22 protein-coding genes are annotated in these 16,724 nt (G+C 68.6%); 13 read left to right on the top strand and 9 right to left on the bottom strand.

Annotated features, from left to right (window positions below):
- Nucleotide 1: 1 nt before the first annotated feature.
- Genes deoD through SNAS_RS30350 form a run of 4 tightly spaced genes read right to left on the bottom strand, consistent with a single transcriptional unit; the run spans nt 2 to nt 2,507 of the window.
- Nucleotides 2-709, bottom strand: coding sequence for a purine-nucleoside phosphorylase (deoD, locus tag SNAS_RS30365; protein WP_013021330.1), 708 nt, complete (start codon nt 707-709; stop codon nt 2-4).
- Nucleotides 710-716: 7 nt separating this feature from the next.
- Complete coding sequence (locus SNAS_RS30360) at nt 717-1,286, bottom strand: anthranilate synthase component II (RefSeq protein WP_013021329.1); 570 nt, start codon at nt 1,284-1,286, stop codon at nt 717-719.
- 1 nt (nt 1,287) lies between these two features.
- On the bottom strand, nt 1,288-1,569 hold the full coding sequence (locus SNAS_RS30355) for a hypothetical protein (RefSeq protein WP_013021328.1): 282 nt from the start codon (nt 1,567-1,569) through the stop codon (nt 1,288-1,290).
- Nucleotides 1,569-2,507 carry a class E sortase gene (locus tag SNAS_RS30350; protein ID WP_013021327.1) on the bottom strand — a complete coding sequence of 313 codons (939 nt, stop codon included), beginning with the start codon at nt 2,505-2,507 and terminating at the stop codon, nt 1,569-1,571. Before SNAS_RS30350 ends, SNAS_RS30355 begins: the two co-directional genes overlap by 1 nt.
- A gap of 181 nt (nt 2,508-2,688) precedes the next feature.
- Here SNAS_RS30350 and SNAS_RS30345 point away from each other — a divergent pair, with 181 nt between their 5' ends.
- From SNAS_RS30345 to SNAS_RS30330, 4 genes are read left to right on the top strand one after another with little or no spacing between them, the layout of a single operon-like run.
- Complete coding sequence (locus tag SNAS_RS30345; RefSeq protein WP_013021326.1) at nt 2,689-2,952, top strand: cell division protein CrgA; 264 nt, start codon at nt 2,689-2,691, stop codon at nt 2,950-2,952.
- A complete protein-coding gene (locus SNAS_RS33515) occupies nt 2,949-3,644 on the top strand; it encodes a PH domain-containing protein (RefSeq protein WP_052305199.1) in 696 nt (231 codons plus the stop codon). Before SNAS_RS30345 ends, SNAS_RS33515 begins: the two co-directional genes overlap by 4 nt.
- Nucleotides 3,645-3,654: 10 nt before the next feature.
- A complete protein-coding gene (locus tag SNAS_RS30335) occupies nt 3,655-4,221 on the top strand; it encodes a helix-turn-helix transcriptional regulator (protein WP_052305198.1) in 567 nt (188 codons plus the stop codon).
- Nucleotides 4,222-4,250: 29 nt separating this feature from the next.
- On the top strand, nt 4,251-4,577 hold the full coding sequence (locus tag SNAS_RS30330) for an antibiotic biosynthesis monooxygenase (protein WP_013021324.1): 327 nt from the start codon (nt 4,251-4,253) through the stop codon (nt 4,575-4,577).
- Here the strand turns inward: SNAS_RS30330 and SNAS_RS30325 are convergent.
- Complete coding sequence (locus SNAS_RS30325; RefSeq protein WP_211207277.1) at nt 4,535-5,389, bottom strand: 2-phosphosulfolactate phosphatase; 855 nt, start codon at nt 5,387-5,389, stop codon at nt 4,535-4,537. The two genes, SNAS_RS30330 and SNAS_RS30325, sit on opposite strands and share 43 nt — an antisense overlap.
- Before the next feature lie 140 nt (nt 5,390-5,529).
- Here SNAS_RS30325 and SNAS_RS30320 point away from each other — a divergent pair, with 140 nt between their 5' ends.
- The 3 genes from SNAS_RS30320 to SNAS_RS30310 all read left to right on the top strand — a co-directional run bounded on the left by SNAS_RS30320 (nt 5,530) and on the right by SNAS_RS30310 (nt 7,868).
- On the top strand, nt 5,530-6,363 hold the full coding sequence (locus SNAS_RS30320; RefSeq protein ID WP_041627255.1) for a beta-keto acid cleavage family enzyme: 834 nt from the start codon (nt 5,530-5,532) through the stop codon (nt 6,361-6,363).
- 51 nt (nt 6,364-6,414) lie between these two features.
- A complete protein-coding gene (locus tag SNAS_RS30315) occupies nt 6,415-7,395 on the top strand; it encodes an asparaginase (RefSeq protein WP_013021321.1) in 981 nt (326 codons plus the stop codon).
- A 224-nt stretch (nt 7,396-7,619) separates the two neighbouring features.
- Entirely contained in the window at nt 7,620-7,868 is a 249-nt protein-coding gene (locus tag SNAS_RS30310; protein ID WP_013021320.1) for a hypothetical protein, read from the top strand.
- Nucleotides 7,869-7,882: 14 nt separating this feature from the next.
- Here the strand turns inward: SNAS_RS30310 and SNAS_RS30305 are convergent, their stop codons facing one another.
- Entirely contained in the window at nt 7,883-8,863 is a 981-nt protein-coding gene (locus tag SNAS_RS30305; RefSeq protein WP_013021319.1) for an aldo/keto reductase, read from the bottom strand.
- A 222-nt stretch (nt 8,864-9,085) separates the two neighbouring features.
- Here SNAS_RS30305 and SNAS_RS36050 point away from each other — a divergent pair, with 222 nt between their 5' ends.
- Nucleotides 9,086-9,259 (top strand): hypothetical protein, encoded by a 174-nt coding sequence (locus tag SNAS_RS36050; protein WP_013021318.1) that lies wholly within the window; start codon nt 9,086-9,088, stop codon nt 9,257-9,259.
- A 9-nt stretch (nt 9,260-9,268) separates the two neighbouring features.
- The gene (locus SNAS_RS30300; RefSeq protein ID WP_013021317.1) at nt 9,269-9,667 is read left to right on the top strand and encodes a nuclear transport factor 2 family protein; all 399 of its coding nucleotides are present in this window, start codon (nt 9,269-9,271) and stop codon (nt 9,665-9,667) included.
- Between the two features lie 10 nt (nt 9,668-9,677).
- Here the strand turns inward: SNAS_RS30300 and SNAS_RS30295 are convergent, their stop codons facing one another.
- Nucleotides 9,678-10,886 carry a dipeptidase gene (locus SNAS_RS30295; protein ID WP_013021316.1) on the bottom strand — a complete coding sequence of 403 codons (1,209 nt, stop codon included), beginning with the start codon at nt 10,884-10,886 and terminating at the stop codon, nt 9,678-9,680.
- Nucleotides 10,887-10,930: 44 nt separating this feature from the next.
- Nucleotides 10,931-11,611 carry a copper homeostasis protein CutC gene (locus SNAS_RS30290; protein WP_013021315.1) on the bottom strand — a complete coding sequence of 227 codons (681 nt, stop codon included), beginning with the start codon at nt 11,609-11,611 and terminating at the stop codon, nt 10,931-10,933.
- A 134-nt stretch (nt 11,612-11,745) separates the two neighbouring features.
- Between SNAS_RS30290 and SNAS_RS30285 the strand changes: the two genes are divergently transcribed.
- The 4 genes from SNAS_RS30285 to SNAS_RS30270 all read left to right on the top strand — a co-directional run bounded on the left by SNAS_RS30285 (nt 11,746) and on the right by SNAS_RS30270 (nt 14,681).
- Entirely contained in the window at nt 11,746-12,270 is a 525-nt protein-coding gene (locus SNAS_RS30285) for a SigE family RNA polymerase sigma factor (protein ID WP_013021314.1), read from the top strand.
- Nucleotides 12,267-12,875, top strand: a complete 609-nt coding sequence (locus SNAS_RS30280) for a hypothetical protein (RefSeq protein WP_013021313.1) — start codon at nt 12,267-12,269, stop codon at nt 12,873-12,875. Before SNAS_RS30285 ends, SNAS_RS30280 begins: the two co-directional genes overlap by 4 nt.
- A 130-nt stretch (nt 12,876-13,005) precedes the next feature.
- A complete protein-coding gene (locus SNAS_RS30275) occupies nt 13,006-13,518 on the top strand; it encodes a SigE family RNA polymerase sigma factor (protein WP_013021312.1) in 513 nt (170 codons plus the stop codon).
- Entirely contained in the window at nt 13,515-14,681 is a 1,167-nt protein-coding gene (locus tag SNAS_RS30270; protein WP_013021311.1) for a TolB-like translocation protein, read from the top strand. Before SNAS_RS30275 ends, SNAS_RS30270 begins: the two co-directional genes overlap by 4 nt.
- A gap of 340 nt (nt 14,682-15,021) precedes the next feature.
- Here SNAS_RS30270 and groL read toward each other — a convergent pair whose 3' ends face one another.
- Complete coding sequence (gene groL, locus SNAS_RS30265) at nt 15,022-16,650, bottom strand: chaperonin GroEL (protein ID WP_013021310.1); 1,629 nt, start codon at nt 16,648-16,650, stop codon at nt 15,022-15,024.
- Nucleotides 16,651-16,724 lie beyond the last annotated feature (74 nt).

The raw sequence follows: 16,724 nt of genomic DNA, 5'->3' as shown, positions 1-16,724 counted from the left end.
GCTAGCGGATCACCGTTTCCAGTGCGATCTCGGCCATGTCGGCGAAGGAACGTTCCCGGTCCTCACTCGACATCACTTCCTTGGTGATGAGATGGTCGCTGATGGTCACCAGGGTCAGGGCCCGGGCCTTGAACTTCGCCGCCAGCGTGTACAGCGCCGCGGCCTCCATCTCCACCGCCAGCACGCCGTACTCGGCGAGCTTCGCCTCCATCTCGGCGTTGTCCGAGTAGAAGGTGTCGGCCGAGAAGATCGGTCCGACGTGGACGGTCTTGCCCTTCTCGGTGGCGACGTCGACCGAGTTGCGCAGCAGCCCGAAGTCGGCCACCGGCGCGTAGTCGAACAGGCCGTTGAACCGCACCCGGTTCATGGCCGAGTCGGTGGTGGCGCCGATCGCGGCGACCACGTCCCGCAGGCTGAGGTCCTTGCTCATGGCCCCGGCGCTGCCGACCCGCACCAGGGTCTTCACGCCGAACTCGGCCAGCAGCTCGTGCGCGTAGATCGACGCCGAGGGCTGCCCCATCCCCGAACCCTGAATCGACAGCCGGTGCCCCTGGTAAGTCCCGGTGTAGCCGTACATGTTGCGCACGGCGGTGTACTGCACCGGATCGGTCAGGTAGGTCTCGGCGATCCATTTGGCGCGCAGCGGGTCGCCGGGCAGCAGGACGGTCTCGGCGATGTCGCCGGGCTTGGCGGAGATATGAGCGGTCACGCGCCGATCATGCCACGAGGCTCAGCCAGTTCCCCAACAGGTGGTGACCGCCCTCGGTGAGGATCGCCTCCGGGTGGAACTGCACACCCGCCACCGGCAGCTCGCGGTGTCGCAGCGCCATGATCTCGCCGCTCTCGGCGCGGGCGGTGACGGCGAGGTCGTGCGGCAAGGGTTCGTCCACGATCAGGGAGTGGTAGCGGGTGACCGTGACCGGGTTGGGCAGGCCCGCGAACAGTCCGGCCTCGTCGTGGCTGATCCGGCTGGTCTCGCCGTGCCGGGGTTCGTCGGCGCGGGAGACCGTGCCGCCGTAGTGCTCGGCGATGACCTGGTGCCCCAGGCACACGCCCAGCACCGGACGGCGGCCCGCGAACCGGTCCAGCAGCGCGTGACAGGTCCGCGCCTCGCCGGGACGCCCCGGACCCGGGGACAGCAGTAGGGCGTCGGTGCCGGTCAACGGCACCTCGTCGGCGGTGAACTCGTCGGCCCGGCGGATCACGACCTCGGCGCCCAGGCCGCGCAGATAGTCCACGATGGTGTAGACGAAGGAGTCGCGGCAGTCGGCGACGAAGATCCGCACGCTAGGACGAGCTCTTGTCGGTCGGGGAGGACTCCAGGTCGTAGCCGGACGGGTTGTCGGTCACCCGGTCGGAGTCGTTGTCGTCCCGGTTGTCGCCACCGCCGCCGTCACTCCCGTCACCGCCATCGTCCTCAATGGTGGACTGGGTCGGCGTCATCATCGCCGACAACTGCGGGAACGCCACGAACCACAACAGCGCGCCCGTACCGAGGATCAGCACCGTCGAGCCGATGAGCTTGCCCGGCAGGCCGAACGGGATCTTGCTCCAGATCCAGGAGTACATCACTTGCCTCCCGCTTCGGGCGGCAACGCGTCGCCGCGCTTGCGTTCGTCGGTCAGCTGCGCCCACACGATGTAGCGCTCATAGTTGTCCCACCACGGGTAACACGTGGTCATGGTGAACCAGCGGTCCTCGTCGGTCGGCTTGACGCCGGGCTCGTTCGGCACCGGCGCTACGACGTCCAAATTGGTGGGTTTGACGATCTTGTTGCCGGTGATCTCGTAGATGAAGAACTTCTTCGCCGTCTCGATGACGACCTTGTCGCCCTCTTTGAGCTCGTCGATGTGCCGGAAGATCGCCGACACGTTGTGACCGGCGACCGCGAAGTTGCCCTTCTCACCGGGCATCGCCGAATCCGAGTAGTGGCCGGGCGCCTTCTCGATGTCGTCGAGGTCGGTACCCTCCACGATCACCCACGGCTCCGAACGGATCTGCGGCATGTACAACCGGGCGATCGCCCCGCCCGGAACCGGGTCCAGCGTCGGGTCCTTGCCCTTGTCGACCTGGTCCTCCCAGGCGTCCGACTGCTTGCCCTGGGCGTTGTTGATCTCGGCCTCGGTGCCCCACATCTGGTAGGCCACGAACAGCATCACGACCACGCCCAGCGTCAGCAGCAGCTCGCCGCCGATCCGCACCGCCTTGGCCTGCGGGGACGGCGAACCGTCCCGGTGCCGTTTGATCGACCGCCGTCTGCGGGTCTCCGGCCGGTCCGCGGCCGGGGGCGGGGCGGACTCGCGCGGGATCCGGGGGATCAGCGTCGTCTCGTCCGGACCCGGGATCAGGCCCAGCGGATCGATCTCGGGTTCACCGGTCTCGGGCTCGTCGGGAACCTCCGGTGGCGGCACCCGGCCGCCCTGCCCCGGAACCGACGCCCGGCCGCGCGCGGGCGGGTCGAACGGCGGTTCGGCCTCGCCAAACCAGTCGTCGTCTCCGCGGTGCATGCTCAACGCCGTCGCCCTCTTCTATCTGTGCGCACCCTGCCGGATCCAAGCCTAACCGTAAGAACACATGGCCACACCCGTCCATCCGTACCGGGCGCTGTCGTCATCGGTCACACTTCGGGAGATAAGGTGTGGGTCACGAAGACGTACGTCCCTCAACGACCAGGAAGCAGTTCACGCAATGCCGAAGTCGCGCGTTCGGAAGAAGAAGGTGTACACGGCCCCCGCCGAGCTGCGCCCGAAGACCCCCGAGTCCACCCACCAACCCAGTCCCACCTGGGTGCCGGTGCTCGCGGTGATCCTCATCGTCCTGGGTATCGGCTGGCTGGTGACCTTCTATCTCACCGAGGGGTCCTTCCCGGTCGCGCCGTGGGGCTACTGGAACCTCGCCGTCGGTTTCGCGTCGCTGGTCGCGAGCCTGCTGGTGCTGTCACGCTGGCGGTGACCGAATCGGCGCTGCGATGGCGCGTACCCCGGCATGTCGTCGCGGTGAAGGTTGCCTCGACGGCGGTATTCGCGCTGTCGGCGCTGTGGTTCAGCGGTGACGTCGCCAGGTTCTCCGTCGCCGTCGGCGCCACCCTGCTGGCGGGCGCCTACGCCGTCCGCGACCTCGTCGCCCCGATCCGGCTGACCGCCGACGCCGAGGGCGTCGGGGTCTCGCGCGGCTTCTTCGGGCTGCGCTACGTGGCCTGGAGCGAGATCGCCCGGATCCGGGTCGACGAACGCCGCCGCTTCGGCGCCACCACGAAACTCCTCGAGATCGACGTGGACTACACGCTGTTCCTGTTCAGCCGCCACGAACTCGGCGCCGAACCCGACGAGGTCGCCGACGCGCTGCGGGAGCTGCGCGACCGGGTCGCCTTACCCCGTCGTGCCGCGCCTCTAGGGTGGGAGGATGCGGACGGTGACCTGGCGGGCCGACGTGGACGGCCTGAGTATTCGGCAACTGCGCGTGGTGGAGGAGACTCCCGCGTGGTGCCATCACGAGCGGGTGACCGCGCCCCGGCTGACGCTGGTTCACCACGGGGTGTTCGGTTGGCGATCGGGGCGCTGGCGGGGGATGGCGGATCCGGTCACCGCGTATCCGGGCCAGGTCGGCCAGGAACAGTCCATTTCGCACAGTCCGGGAGCCGTTGACGGCTATACCGTGATCGCGGTCGAGGGGCGGACAGCCGCGCGGGTGCGCGCGGTGGGTGGTCCGCTGCGGACTCCGGCTCGGGTGGACCTCGCGCGGCGGATCCTGGCCGCGCGGGTGCGTCAGGGTGCCGACGCGTTCGAGATCGCCGACCGGGTTCACACGCTGCTGGGGCAACTGCTGGACGCGGGCGGGGTGGCGGGGCCGACGGAGGGTTCGAGCGCCTCACATCGTCGGCTGGCTGATGCGGCGCGACGGCTGCTGGCGGCGCGGCCGGGGATTGGCAGCCTGACAGAGCTCGCCGGTGAACTGGGGACCAGCCGGTCGCACCTGAGCCGGGTGTTCCGGCGAGAAACCGGGGAATCGCTGACCCGTTGGCGAACCCGGATGCGGATGCAGGCGGCGATGGACCAGCTCGCTGGGGACGGTGGCGATCTGGGCCGACTTGCGGCCGGGCTCGGGTTCGCCGATCACGCTCACCTCACCCGTACGACGCGCCGCGAACTGGGCACGACCCCGTCGCGACTGCGGACGCTGCTGGGCGGTCAGGCGCGGTCTGAGCACGAATATTCAAGTTGATTCGTCGCGCTGGTAGCAGGATCGGCGTCATGAACGCATCGCTCATCGCCCGGACCTGGAGCGGGCGCGCAGCCTCGGCGGAGGCGGCCGACGCCTACGAGGCGATCTTCCGCGACTCGGTGCTGCCGGAACTGCGAGGCATCCCCGGCTTCGCCTTCGCTCACCTGCTGCGGCAGGACAGCGCCGAGGGCGTCCGGTTCACGACGGTCACGTTCTTCGCGTCGATGGACGCGATCCGGGCCTTCGCCGGAACCGACCCGACCCGCGCCCACGTCAGCGCGGCGGCCCGCGCCGTGCTCAGCCGGTATGACGATCACGTCGAGCACCACACCGCCGTTCCGCTGTCCGAGCCGTAACGGCCGCTCGGCGGCCCGTCGTCCAGAACCACGCCGTGATCGCGCCGCGGCGCGCGTCGCCAGGACCGTAACGCCCCTCGTCCAGCACCACACCGCTGTCCAGCTCGCCGCCGGGGCCGTAACGGCCGCTCGGCGCGAAACGCCCCGTCCGTCAGCACAGGCACGACGGTCGAGGCCGCGAGCTCGACCGCCACGTCCACGTCGGACGCGAACCCCTGGCGCGACAGCTCGACACCGCTGCCGCAGTCGCGAACCGCCCGCACCACGTCGGTCGAACCCGCGAAGGCGGCGCGCGCCGCGCGGGCCTCCGGCGACCAGTGCGCGTCGTCGACCGGCAGCGCCGCCAGCACCGCCCCGGCACCCAGCAGATCCTCCAGGCACGGCCGCAGCGACCCGTCGCCCCACTTCTCACCCGCGGCGATCACCACCACCGGCCTGCCGGGCTGTCCGTAACCGTTGCCGCCGATCCACTTCCCGACGGCGGTGGCGTTTCGCAGGCAACCGGCCACCACGGTCCCCTGCCGCACCGAGGCCGCGATCGAGGAACCGTTCGGCGACGGCAACACCAGCCGCGCGACCTTCGGCGCGGCCAACAGCGCCGCTGGCGACAGCGACCAGGGGTTGTCCGTGTCGACCATGCGCCGCCCCACCGCGAGCTCGGCGTCGTGCTGGGCCGCGAACCCCCGCGCCGACTCGTCCCGCCACGGATACGGGAACACCGCGCTGCCGTGCTCGACGGCGACGGTGACCGCCGTCGTGAACGACAACACGTCCACGACCACCACGCAGGCACCCTCCGAAGCCAGCTCCATGGCTTCCATTGGCCCCCAACCGAACCGGACTGAGTACCCGTTTTGCCCGAAATAGTCGCTCACCGGCGGATCATGGCACACCCCTCCTGGCCCGAGCACACCGCGACCATCGCCGCGACCCACGATTTATGCTCACGTCCATGACATCGACACTGATCACGGTCGCCCCCACCGGAGCCGAGTCGTCGAAGGCCGACGTCCCCGCCCTGCCGGTCACGCTCGACGAACTCGTCGCGACCGCCGGGGACTGCGAGGCGGCGGGCGCTAGCGTCATCCACGTCCACATCCGCGACGCCGAGGCCCAGCCCACCCTCGACCTGGGCCGCCTCAAGGACACCGTCGCCGCGCTGCGCGAGTCCACCAACCTGATCGTCCAGCTGTCCACCGGCGGTGCCGTCACCGACCCCGAGGAGCACCGGCTGCGGGTGCTGGAGGCCGCCCCCGACATGGCCTCGTGCACGATGGGCACCGTCAACTTCGGCGACGACGTTTTCATGAACCGCTGGGAGTTCATCGTCGAACTCCACCAGCGGATGCGCGACCGCCGCATCGTCCCCGAGTACGAGATCTTCGACGTCGGTCACCTCACCTCGCTGGAGCGGCTGCTCAACCAGCACGGCCTGCCGCACGGCGAGCACGTTCACGTCGACTTCGTCCTGGGCGTGCCCGGCGGTGCCCCCGGCGACGCTTCCACCGTGACCGCCTTCGCCGAGGCCACCCGCCGTCACCTGCCGCCCGGCTCGACCTTCTCGGCCACCGGCATCGGCCGGGGCACCCTGCCGGTCATGTTCGCGTCGCTGGCGCACGGCGGTCACCTGCGGGTCGGTATGGAGGACACGGTGTCCTACGCCCGCCGGGTACCCGTCGACTCCAACGCTCAGCTGGTGGCCCGGGCCGCCGACGCCGCGCTGCTGGCGCAGCGGCCCGCCATGCCCGTCGCCGACGCCCGGAAGCTGCTCAACATCACCGGTTAATCCCCACACATTCGCTGGCTTTACCGTGTTGCCCGCGATTACGTTGAGCTCGTGACCAAGGCTTATCGGGGCGGCGGACTGCTCGCCGAGATCGTGCGTTCGGGATTCGTCGAAGGCTTCCACCGCGGCAGTGCCGTGGTCCTGGACGCCAACGGCGGGGTCCGCGACAGCATCGGCGACATCGACGCCCCGATCTTCCCGCGTTCGGCCAACAAGCCGATGCAGACGCTGGGCGCGCTGCGCTCCGGACTGCCGTTCACGGCCCCCGCCGATCTGGCGCTGGCCTCGGCCAGTCACCGCGGTGAGCCGTTCCACGTCGACGCCGTCCGTTCGCTGCTCGAGCGCGCCGAGCTCAGCCCCGAGGCCCTGCAGTGCCCGCCCGCGTGGCCCATCGAGGAGTCCGCGCGTGACGCCGCGATCGCCTCCGGCGCGGGCAAGAGCCGCCTGACCATGAACTGCTCCGGCAAACACGCCGCGATGCTCGCCACCAGCCGGGCCGCGGGCTGGTCCACGGACGACTACCTGTCGCCCAACCACCCGCTCCAGCAGGCCAACGCCCGCGCCACCACCGATCTGACCGGCTACGACATCGCCGCGATCGGTGTCGACGGCTGCGGCGCCCCGCTCGTCGCCTACCCGCTGCTGGGTCTGGCCCGGGCCTTCCTCCACCTGGTCCACGCGGAACCCGGCACCCCGGAACGCGCCGTGGCCGACGGCATGCGCGCCCACCCCGAGCTGGTCTCGGGCACCCACGGTTTCGACACCCGCCTCATGCGCGCCGTCCCCACCGCGCTGGCCAAACTCGGCGCCGAAGGCGTCCAGGCGCTGGCCGTGCCCGGCGTCGGCGCCGTCGCGGTCAAGATCGACGACGGCGACAACCGCGCCTCCGGCCCCGTCGCGGTATCGGCGCTGCGCACCATGGACCTGACCAACCTCTCGCTCGACAAATCCACACTCGACAAGCTGGCCACCACGCCGCTTTACGGTGGCGGCAAGCGAGTCGGCTCGGTTCGTCCCGTCTGGCCGATATAACTTCTCCACAATCGAGGGTTGCGTGGCCGAGTCGATTACTCGCAGCTACGGCTACGGCTACGGCTTCGTCATCGCGGCGCTGGGCGAAGGATTCGGGCGACGGACAGGCCGTGACGGTCAACGAACTTTCCGCGGTGTCGATGCCAGGAATCCCGACGCGGAGAAATTCGAGGGCATGATCTTGATGGGAGTGCGGCGCCTACGACACCGCCACCGGCAAGACCTTGTGGACGAAGCAGGGCAAGTACGATGAGATCGACGTCGTGGACGGCGAGATGATCACCACGGCCTTCTCGAAGGCCAACGGGCACGTCGAGCCGATCCAGGTCTTCGATTGGCGTACCGGCAAGGGAAAGTGGCAACTCGCCGGTGGAGAACTGGTCGCGCACGACGATGACCACTTCGTCTTCGTCGATCCCGATGCCGCCGACGGCCCCACACTGTCCGTCGTGTCGCGCGAGAATCCCCGCTGAGGACGCTCACACCCTCAGACGTGGCCGCTGATGGGGCGCGGCCGGTACGGCTCCTCCAGCCGGGCGATCTCCGCGTCGGTGAGCCGCAGCGACACCGCCGCCACCGCGTCGGCCAGGTGCCCGGGCTTCGTGGCGCCCACGATTGGCGCCGTCACGCCGGGGCGGGACAACAGCCAGGCCAGCGCCACCTTCGCGGGGGCCTCGCCGCGTTCGGCGGCGACCTCGCGCAGCACGTCCACGATGTCGAAGTCGTTGTCGCTGTAGCGTTCGTCGAGCAGGGGGTCGGTGCCGGAGCGCAGCGTGTTGCGGCCCCCGCCGCGTTCGCGGGTGCCCGCGAGGAGGCCCCGTGCCAACGGGCTCCACGGCAGCACGCCGACGCCCTGGTCCCGGCACTGCGGGATCATCTCGCGCTCCTCCTCGCGGTACACGAGGTTGTAGTGGTTCTGCATGGACACGAACGGGGTCCAGCCGTTGGCCGCCGCGATGTGTTGCGCCTTGGCGAACTGCCAGGCGTACATACTGGACGCTCCTATGTAGCGCGCCTTGCCGGAGCGCACCACGTCGTGCAGCGCCTCCATCGTCTCGGCGATCGGGGTGTCGTAGTCCCAGCGGTGGATCTGGTACAGGTCGACGTGATCGGTGCCCAGGCGGCGCAGTGACGCGTCGACGCCGTCGAGGATGTGTTTGCGGGACAGGCCGGAGTCGTTGGGGCCCTTGCCCATCGGGAAGTAGACCTTCGTGGCCAGGACGTAGTCCTCGCGGCGGCGGAACAGCTTCGACAGCAGCCGTCCGGTGATCTCCTCGCTGGCGCCGTCGGAGTACATGTCGGCGGTGTCGAAGAACGTGATCCCGGCTTCGACCGCGGCGCGCACGATGGGTTCGGCGTCGGCTTGCGGCAGCACCCACGCGTCCAGGTTCGGGTCGCCGTAACTCATCATTCCCAGGCAGATCCGGGACACTCGCAGGCCGTGATCTCCCAGCCGGATGTATTCCACTGTCTTCTCCTCGTCGTCGTCGGTTCATCGTGCAAGCCGAAACGCGAGATCGCAATGGACGATCGCAGGCTACGGTGCCTATCTGCCTGGATATCCAAGGAGTTTCGGTCGAATCGCCTGGGGAGGTCGCGACCACAGCGAAAAGCGCGTCATAGACACCACCGACCGCGATCACATCACCACAAGCAGCACCCCCGGAACTCGCATCACAGGGAGCCCACCATGAACACCATCTACCGCAACGCGTTCGACAACGGTGAGGACTACGGACCCCACGGCCCCAACGCATGGAACGGCAAGACCTGCGCCCACTGCACCGCCGAGAAGGGCCACACCGTCGAGTGGCCCTGCTCACCAGCCCGAAAGCTGCGGGAACGCGATCGTGGGGCTCGCTAGCATCGGGGCATGACCGACACCCGCTCCGTCGTCGAAGCGTTCTTCGGCTTCCGCGCCAAGAACGACATCGACGGCCTGCTCACCCTGATCGCCGACGACGCCGACTTCCACGCCTTCGGCGACCCGGGCATTCCGTGGCTGGGCAGCTATACCGGTCCGTCCGGCGCCGCCGAGTTCTTCGGCCTGCTCTTCAAGGGCATCACCGACACCGGTACCGAGGTCGACGCCATGCTCGTCGACGGCGAGGAGGCCGCCGTGTTCGGGCGGGTCCGTGTCAACGTCAACGCCGTCGACAAGCCGTACGAGTCACCGTTCGCGCTGCGGTTGACGGTTCGCGACGGCAAGATCGTTCGCCACCACGTCTTCGAGGACTCCTACGGTCTGCACGAGGTGTGGCGACGCGGCTAGCCAACGGTTGCTAGGCCCCGTCCAGCTGCTCGATGGTCTTGTTGGACGGGCCGCGCTGCTGCCGGGCGACCTGGGCGACCCGCTCGGTCTCGCGCAGCACCCGGATCACGTTGCGGCGGGTCAGTTTGGCCAGGTCGTCGTCGCTCCAGCTCCGGGAGGCGAGTTCGCCGATGAGGTTGGGGTAGCCGGTGACGTCGTTGAGCTGTTCGGGGGTGGCGCCGATGCCGTCCATGTCGCCGCCGATACCGACGCAGTCGACCCCGGCGATCTCGCGGATGTGGTCGATGTGATCGGCCACATCAGACACTGACGCTCCGGGGCAGGGGTTCGCCGCGAACCAGGCCTCCCGGCGGGCCTTGCGCTCCTCGTAGCCCGCCTCGTTGGCGTCCTCGGCGACCGCGAGCTGGGCCTTGTCGTCGTAGGCCTCCAGCGCGTCCATCCACTCCTTGCACGCCTCGTTGAGGAAGCCGGGCACGAAGGTGGCCATGACGATGCCCTGGGTGTCCTTCACGCGCCGCAGCACGTCGTCGGGGACGTTGCGGGGGTGGGAACACAAGGCAAGTGCGTTGGAGTGGGAGAAGAACGCGGGCGCCTCGCTGACGTCGAGCGCGGCGTGCATTGTGGAGGGAGCGACGTGGGAGATGTCGACGAGCATGCCCAGGCGGTTCATCTCGCGCACCACCTCGCGGCCGAACTCGCTCAGGCCGCCGACGACGGGCGCGTCGGTGGCGCTGTCGGCCCACGCGGTGTTGGAGGTGTGGGTGAGGGTCATGTAGCGGACGCCGAGCCGGTACATCATCCGCAGCGTGCCCAGCGAGTCGGCGATGGAGTGGCCGCCCTCGGCTCCCAGCAGCGAGGCGATCCTGCCGTCGGAGAAGGCCTTGTCGATCTCGTCGGCGGTGGTGGCCAGGGCGAGATCGTCGTAGCGGCCGATCATCTCGTGGGCGCCGTCGATCTGTTCCAATGTGGCCGTGACCGCCGCCTCGCCCTGGAGGCTGACCGGGACGAACACCGACCAGAACTGGCCGCCCATGCCGCCGGCGCGCATCCGGGGGATGTCGGTGTGCAGGCCGTGCTCGGTCTGGTCGACGGCGATGTCGATCGCGTCGAAGTCGTAACGGACCTTGCCGCGCATGCGAATCAGCAGGTCGTTGTGCCCGTCGATGACGGGGGCGGTGGCGAGGAGCGCGCCCGCGCGCGCCGATGCGGTCGTGGACATGATTCGCAGCCTACGTTTTGTTAACCGGTTTTGCTGTCGGGGTGTCAGCTGGTAACTGTCGTATCACAGTCATTGACGAGTTCCCGCCACTTGGCCACCTGACGGGCCGAGACGGGGGAGGCCCAGTTGGGGCGGGCCGCCGATCCGATGTGGAACGCGTTGACGCCGCAGTCGCGCAGGATCGGGACCTGGGACGGCCGCAGTCCGCCCCCCGCCATGACGGGGACCAGCGAGACGGCCGCCCGCAGATTGTCCATTCCGGACGAAACACCGTCGGGGTGGCCCGCGGTGAGCACCTGGTCCAAGCCGGGCAGCGACCGGACGGCCGCCATGGCCTCGGCGTGGTCGCGGGTGTGGTCGACGACACGGTGGCAGGTCCAGGGCAGCCCGACCGCCCGGGCGAGCTGGCGGGTGGAGTCGAGGTCGATGGTGCCGTCGGCGCCGAGGAAGCCGAGCACGAAGCCGTCGGCACCGGCCTCGGCCAGTTTGGTGGCGAGACGGGCGAGTTCGTCGAGGTCGGTGGGGGCGAAGTCCTCGCGCAGTCGCAGCATGACCCGCAGCTGGATGTCGCAGACGGCGCGGATCGCGGCGACGGTGCGCAGCGAGGGGGTCAGTCCGTCGGCGGCCATGTTGGTGACCAGTTCGAGCCGGTCGGCTCCGCCCGCGGCGGCGGCGCGGGCGTCGGCCGCGTCGAGTGCGATAACTTCCAGCAACGGAGTAGGCATTCCATGATCTTTGCAGGGCACGAAACTCTTAATTAAGTTGACGGAAGCTCTGTCTGAAATGTCGTAAATGTCAGCAGCGACAACCTCCCCGCCACCCCGGGCGTCTGGGTGGGTGACAACGAAAAGGAGCGTTCATGTACCAACGCCCCCCGCCGAACCCCAGGTTCGACGAGTTCGTGCGCGCCCGCAGCGCGTCGCTGCTGCGGGCCGCTTTCCTGTTGACGGGCGGCGACCAGCACCAGGCCGAGGACCTGGTGCAGTCGGCGCTGGCGCGCACCCTGCGCGCCTGGTCGCGGCTCGAACGCGAGGACAACGCGGAGGCGTACACCCGCAAGACCATGTACCACCTACAGGTGGGCTGGTGGCGGCGCCGAGCGCGCGAACGCCGGGCCAACAAACTGCTCCATCCACAGGAGATCGTGGCGGACGGCGCGGACGACGTGCTGCGGCGGCTCGCCCTCAAGTCGGTACTGCGGCGGCTCACCCCGAAACAACGCGCCGTACTGGTGCTGCGGTTCTACGAGGACCTCAGCGTCGCCGAGACCGCCGACGTCCTGGAGTGCAGCCCCGGCACCGTCAAGAGCCAAACCGCGAAGGCTCTGACGTTGCTGCGCGATCGGGCACCACAGCTGCGGGAACTGCGAAGGGCATGGACATGAACGACGACATCGGAAAAGAGCTGACCGATTTGACCAAGGAAGCGAAAGCCGTCGATATGACAGAACGCGCCTACGTGGGAGCGCGGCGGCTCGGCATGCGCCGGATGGTGCTGGGCACCGCCGTCGTCGTCGCGCTGATGGGCGGCGGAGTCGCCGGGGCGGTGAGCCTGTTGCCCACCGGCTCGGTGAGCCAGCCCACCGACGGTGGCGACGACTGCGCCACCGAGACCCCGACCGACGACCAGACCGACCCCACCGGTGGGCCCTACAGCGACGAACCCAGTTCCTCGACCACCGACGGATCCGACAACACCGTGACGCCGTCGGACGATCCGAGCGACTCGGGTTCCGATCTGCCGACGATGACCGAAGAGCCCAGCTCCTCGGCCACCGACGAGCCCTCGCAGTCCGACGAACCCAGCTGCGAGCCGTCGGACGAGCCCAGCTCCACCGAGACGACGACCGAAGAGCCCAGCTCGTCGAGCGCCGACGAACCGAGCTCGTCGAGCACCGACGAGCCGAGCTCCTCAAGCTCCGATGAGCCCACCTCCTCGAGCTCCGACGAACCCACCTCGACCGGCGAGGTCACCACGGACACGCCATAACGGCCCACGAGATTGGCACGAACAGCGGACGGCGCCACCGGCGTCGTCCGCTTCAATTTGTCAGGTCGCCGTGTCAACCTCAGCCGCCCTCGCGGGCGTCTACGACGGTGACATGTCCTGAGGAGAGCCCATGACCCGACACCGGTCGGACTTCGAGGAGTTCGCGATCGCGTGTACCCCGGCGCTGCTGCGGTCGGCGTACCTGCTCACGGGGGACCAGCACCTCGCCGAAGACCTGGTGCAGTCGGCCCTGGCGCGCACCCACCGGGCGTGGAAACGCCTGGAACACTCCGGCAACGCCCACGCCTACACTCGCAAGATCATGTACCACCTCCAGGTGTCGTGGTGGCGGCGTCGCAAAGTCGCCGAGAGCTTCACCGAGACCCCCGTCGAGACCGCCTTCGCCGACTCCACCCACGACGTCGACCTGCGACTGAGCCTGCGCGCGGCGCTGTTCCAGCTCGCCCCCCGGCAACGCGCCGTCATCGTGCTGCGGTACTTCGAGGACCGCTCCGTCACCCAGACCGCCGAGATCCTCGGCTGCGCGGAGGGAACGGTCAAGACCCAGGCCTTCCGCGCCCTCAACAAACTCCGATCCGTGCTGCCCGACCTCGTCGAACTGACCAACGGAGAGCTGGCATGACGACAAAGCAACTCAAGGACCTCCTCACCGACATGGCCGACGAGGTGCAGCCGACCAGGGTCCACGAGCGCGCCGTCGCGCAGTCGAAGCGCATCGGCAGGCGCAACGCGATCCTGGCGTCCATCACGGCGCTGTTGTTGACCGGCAGCGGCCTGTTCGGGTTCAGCGTGCTGGCCCACGGGATGGGCAACGGCGGCACCGAACACCAGGTCGCCGACGGCGAACTGCCGACCTCCGACGTGAACAAGCTGTCGGGGACCTACTACCAGGTGTCGGACCCGGACGGCGAACCTGAATCCGTGGTCTCCTGGCAGGCGGGGGGAGACGAGGTGGCGGAGCCCCTCACCGCGATCGATACCGAGGACCAGTACTACGCCACCGGCAACGTCTCCCCCAACGGCGAGTACTTCAGCTATATGACGTCGCCGTCCAACGACGGTGGCGATCCGGAGGTCACCGACCGGATCTTCGTCGCCACCTTCGCGGACAACGCCACCGGCGAGGTCGCCCAGTACTCCGCCGCCGAGGACCTGTGCGCCGAACCGGTGTGGGCCCCCGACAGCAAACGGCTGTTCGTCGACCGCGGCTCGGCCGGAGACGGCGACCGGACCGGTTTCGTGGACGTCGAAACCAGCGAGTTCACGTCGTTCCCGGTGGAGAATCCCTGCGACGCGCAGGTGGCCACCAACGCCGACGGCGAGGACCTCGTCTTCTCCACCGAGGCTTCCGGTGACTCCGTCGAGGTCTACGCCACCAACGGCAGCGGCGAACGGACGGCGACGGGCGCCGCCAAGGTCATGATGGAGAGCGGGCGCTACATAACCGAACTGGTCGCGGTGTCCCCCGACGGCCGGTTCCTGTGCGTCAGCACCGAATCCGAACCGGGGAGCTACACCGAGGACATGTCCGCTGGCCGCTACGGCTACTGCGACGCCATCATCGACACCGGCGCCAAGGAGGAGATCGAGGTCTCCGACAACAACGGTGTCCTGCCCACCGGCAGCCCCTCGGTGTTCGCCATTCCCGGTCGACTCCTCCTCGAAGGCGACGACGGCAAGGGCAACGGCATCCACCTGCTCTACGACTACGACGGCAAGCTCATCGACGAGGCCTCCTCCCCGATGGGGGAGGAGTCGCTGCCGTCGGCTTTCGTCCCCGACTAGCCACCCCCCACCCCTGAGGAGAACCAACCGACCCCACACCCTGGGAGAAAGGGGTGTGGGGTCGGCTGCCGTACAGGTGGGTCACGCGCCAGCTGGTTGCCGGGCAGGTTCCCAGCCAATAACCGGAAGAACATCCACCCTAGGTCACGGTTGTGACATCCGGCCACTTTGAGCTCATAACTGTGCCGCATTTCCTGCTGCGCGCCCACCAGGCGGCGCCTGGAGGCCGCTCGCGACGGAAGACGACACAGTTATGAGCTCTCACGACAGGGGCCACAAAAATCCGTCCCGCCTCCACACCAGTGGAAGCGGGACGGATCCGTCGTTTAAGGACGAGCGACTAGAAGCCGCCCATTCCGCCCATGTCGGGAGCGCCACCGGCGGGGGCGGCCTCCTTCTCGGGCTTGTCGGCCACGACGGCCTCGGTGGTCAGGAACAGACCGGCGATCGAGGCGGCGTTCTGCAGCGCGGAACGGGTCACCTTGGTCGGGTCGTTGATGCCAGCCTCCAGCATGTCCACGTACTCGCCGGTGGCGGCGTTGAGGCCCTGACCGGCGGGGAGGTTGCGGACGCGCTCGGCGACCACGCCACCCTCGAGACCGGCGTTGGCGGCGATCTGCTGCAGCGGAGCCGACAGCGAGTTCTTCACCAGCTGGACACCGGTGGCCTCGTCACCCTCGAGCTCGATCTTGTCGAACGCGGTGGTGCCGGCCTGGACCAGCGCCACGCCACCACCGGGGACGATGCCCTCTTCGACGGCGGCCTTGGCGTTGCGGACGGCGTCCTCGATGCGGTGCTTGCGCTCCTTCAGCTCGACCTCGGTGGCCGCGCCGACCTTGATGACGGCCACGCCGCCGGCCAGCTTGGCGAGACGCTCCTGGAGCTTCTCGCGGTCGTAGTCGGAGTCGGAGTTCTCGATCTCGCCGCGGATCTGGGCCACCCGGCCGTCGATCTGCGCCTGGTCACCGGCACCGTCCACGATGGTGGTCTCGTCCTTGGTGATGACCACCTTGCGGGCCTTGCCCAGCATGTCGATGGTGGCGTTCTCCAGCTTGAGACCCAGCTCCTCGCTGATGACCTGACCACCGGTGAGGGTGGCGATGTCGCCCAGCATGGCCTTGCGGCGGTCACCGAAGCCCGGAGCCTTGACGGCGGCGGACTTGAAGGTGCCCTTGAGCTTGTTGACGATCAGGGTGGCCAGGGCCTCGCCCTCCACGTCCTCGGCGATGATCACGAGGGACTTTCCGCCCTGCATGATCTTCTCGAGGGTGGGCAGCAGGTCCTTGACCGCGGAGATCTTGGAGTTGGCGATCAGGAGGTACGGGTCCTCCAGGACGGTCTCCATGCGCTCCTGGTCGGTCACGAAGTAACCGGAGATGTAACCCTTGTCGAAGCGCATGCCCTCGGTGAGCTCGAGCTCCAGGCCGAAGGTGTTGGACTCCTCGACGGTGATGACACCCTCTTTGCCGACCTTGTCCATGGCCTCGGCGATGATGTCGCCGACGCTGTTGTCACCGGCCGAGATCGAGGCGGTGGCGGCGATCTGGTCCTTGGACTCGATGTCCTTGGACAGCTTGGCCAGTTCCTCGGCGACGGCGGCCACGGCGGCCTCGATGCCGCGCTTGAGCGCGATCGGGTTGGCGCCGGCGGCGACCGAGCGCAGCCCGTTACGCACCAGGGCCTGGGCAAGGACGGTGGCGGTGGTGGTGCCGTCCCCGGCTACGTCGTCGGTCTTCTTGGCGACCTCTTTGACCAGCTCGGCGCCGATCTTCTCGTACGGGTCCTCCAGCTCGATCTCCTTGGCGACGGATACACCGTCGTTGGTGATCGTGGGGGCGCCCCACTTCTTGTCGAGAACGACGTTGCGGCCCTTGGGACCGAGGGTCACCTTGACGGCGTCGGCGAGGGCGTTCATTCCCCGCTCGAGCCCGCGGCGAGCCTCTTCGTCGAAAGCGATGATCTTAGCCATGCGGCTTGAACCCTTCCGGATATACGAGTCTTTACGTCTGTCTTAGCCGGGCGGGCGGCCCGCGACGACCTGGC

The sequence above is a fragment of the Stackebrandtia nassauensis DSM 44728 genome (assembly GCF_000024545.1).
GTDB lineage: Bacteria > Actinomycetota > Actinomycetes > Mycobacteriales > Micromonosporaceae > Stackebrandtia > Stackebrandtia nassauensis.
Note: the sequence above shows the minus strand (reverse complement) of the source record. Positions and strands in the feature narration are given on the sequence as shown.

What these genes read in the sequence shown, in the direction of transcription:
- SNAS_RS30350 (WP_013021327.1), bottom strand. Translation starts at nt 2,507, where the DNA reads ATGCACCGCGGAGACGACGACTGGTTTGGCGAGGCCGAACCGCCGTTC.
- SNAS_RS30280 (WP_013021313.1), top strand. Translation starts at nt 12,267, where the DNA reads ATGAACGACGACATCGGAAAAGAGCTGACCGATTTGACCAAGGAAGCG.
- SNAS_RS30290 (WP_013021315.1), bottom strand. Translation starts at nt 11,611, where the DNA reads ATGCCTACTCCGTTGCTGGAAGTTATCGCACTCGACGCGGCCGACGCC.
- SNAS_RS30330 (WP_013021324.1), top strand. Translation starts at nt 4,251, where the DNA reads ATGAACGCATCGCTCATCGCCCGGACCTGGAGCGGGCGCGCAGCCTCG.
- SNAS_RS30300 (WP_013021317.1), top strand. Translation starts at nt 9,269, where the DNA reads ATGACCGACACCCGCTCCGTCGTCGAAGCGTTCTTCGGCTTCCGCGCC.
- SNAS_RS30345 (WP_013021326.1), top strand. Translation starts at nt 2,689, where the DNA reads ATGCCGAAGTCGCGCGTTCGGAAGAAGAAGGTGTACACGGCCCCCGCC.
- groL (WP_013021310.1), bottom strand. Translation starts at nt 16,650, where the DNA reads ATGGCTAAGATCATCGCTTTCGACGAAGAGGCTCGCCGCGGGCTCGAG.
- SNAS_RS30325 (WP_211207277.1), bottom strand. Translation starts at nt 5,389, where the DNA reads ATGGAGCTGGCTTCGGAGGGTGCCTGCGTGGTGGTCGTGGACGTGTTG.
- SNAS_RS36050 (WP_013021318.1), top strand. Translation starts at nt 9,086, where the DNA reads ATGAACACCATCTACCGCAACGCGTTCGACAACGGTGAGGACTACGGA.
- SNAS_RS30320 (WP_041627255.1), top strand. Translation starts at nt 5,530, where the DNA reads ATGACATCGACACTGATCACGGTCGCCCCCACCGGAGCCGAGTCGTCG.
- SNAS_RS30295 (WP_013021316.1), bottom strand. Translation starts at nt 10,886, where the DNA reads ATGTCCACGACCGCATCGGCGCGCGCGGGCGCGCTCCTCGCCACCGCC.
- SNAS_RS30270 (WP_013021311.1), top strand. Translation starts at nt 13,515, where the DNA reads ATGACGACAAAGCAACTCAAGGACCTCCTCACCGACATGGCCGACGAG.
- SNAS_RS30285 (WP_013021314.1), top strand. Translation starts at nt 11,746, where the DNA reads ATGTACCAACGCCCCCCGCCGAACCCCAGGTTCGACGAGTTCGTGCGC.
- SNAS_RS30355 (WP_013021328.1), bottom strand. Translation starts at nt 1,569, where the DNA reads ATGTACTCCTGGATCTGGAGCAAGATCCCGTTCGGCCTGCCGGGCAAG.
- SNAS_RS30275 (WP_013021312.1), top strand. Translation starts at nt 13,006, where the DNA reads ATGACCCGACACCGGTCGGACTTCGAGGAGTTCGCGATCGCGTGTACC.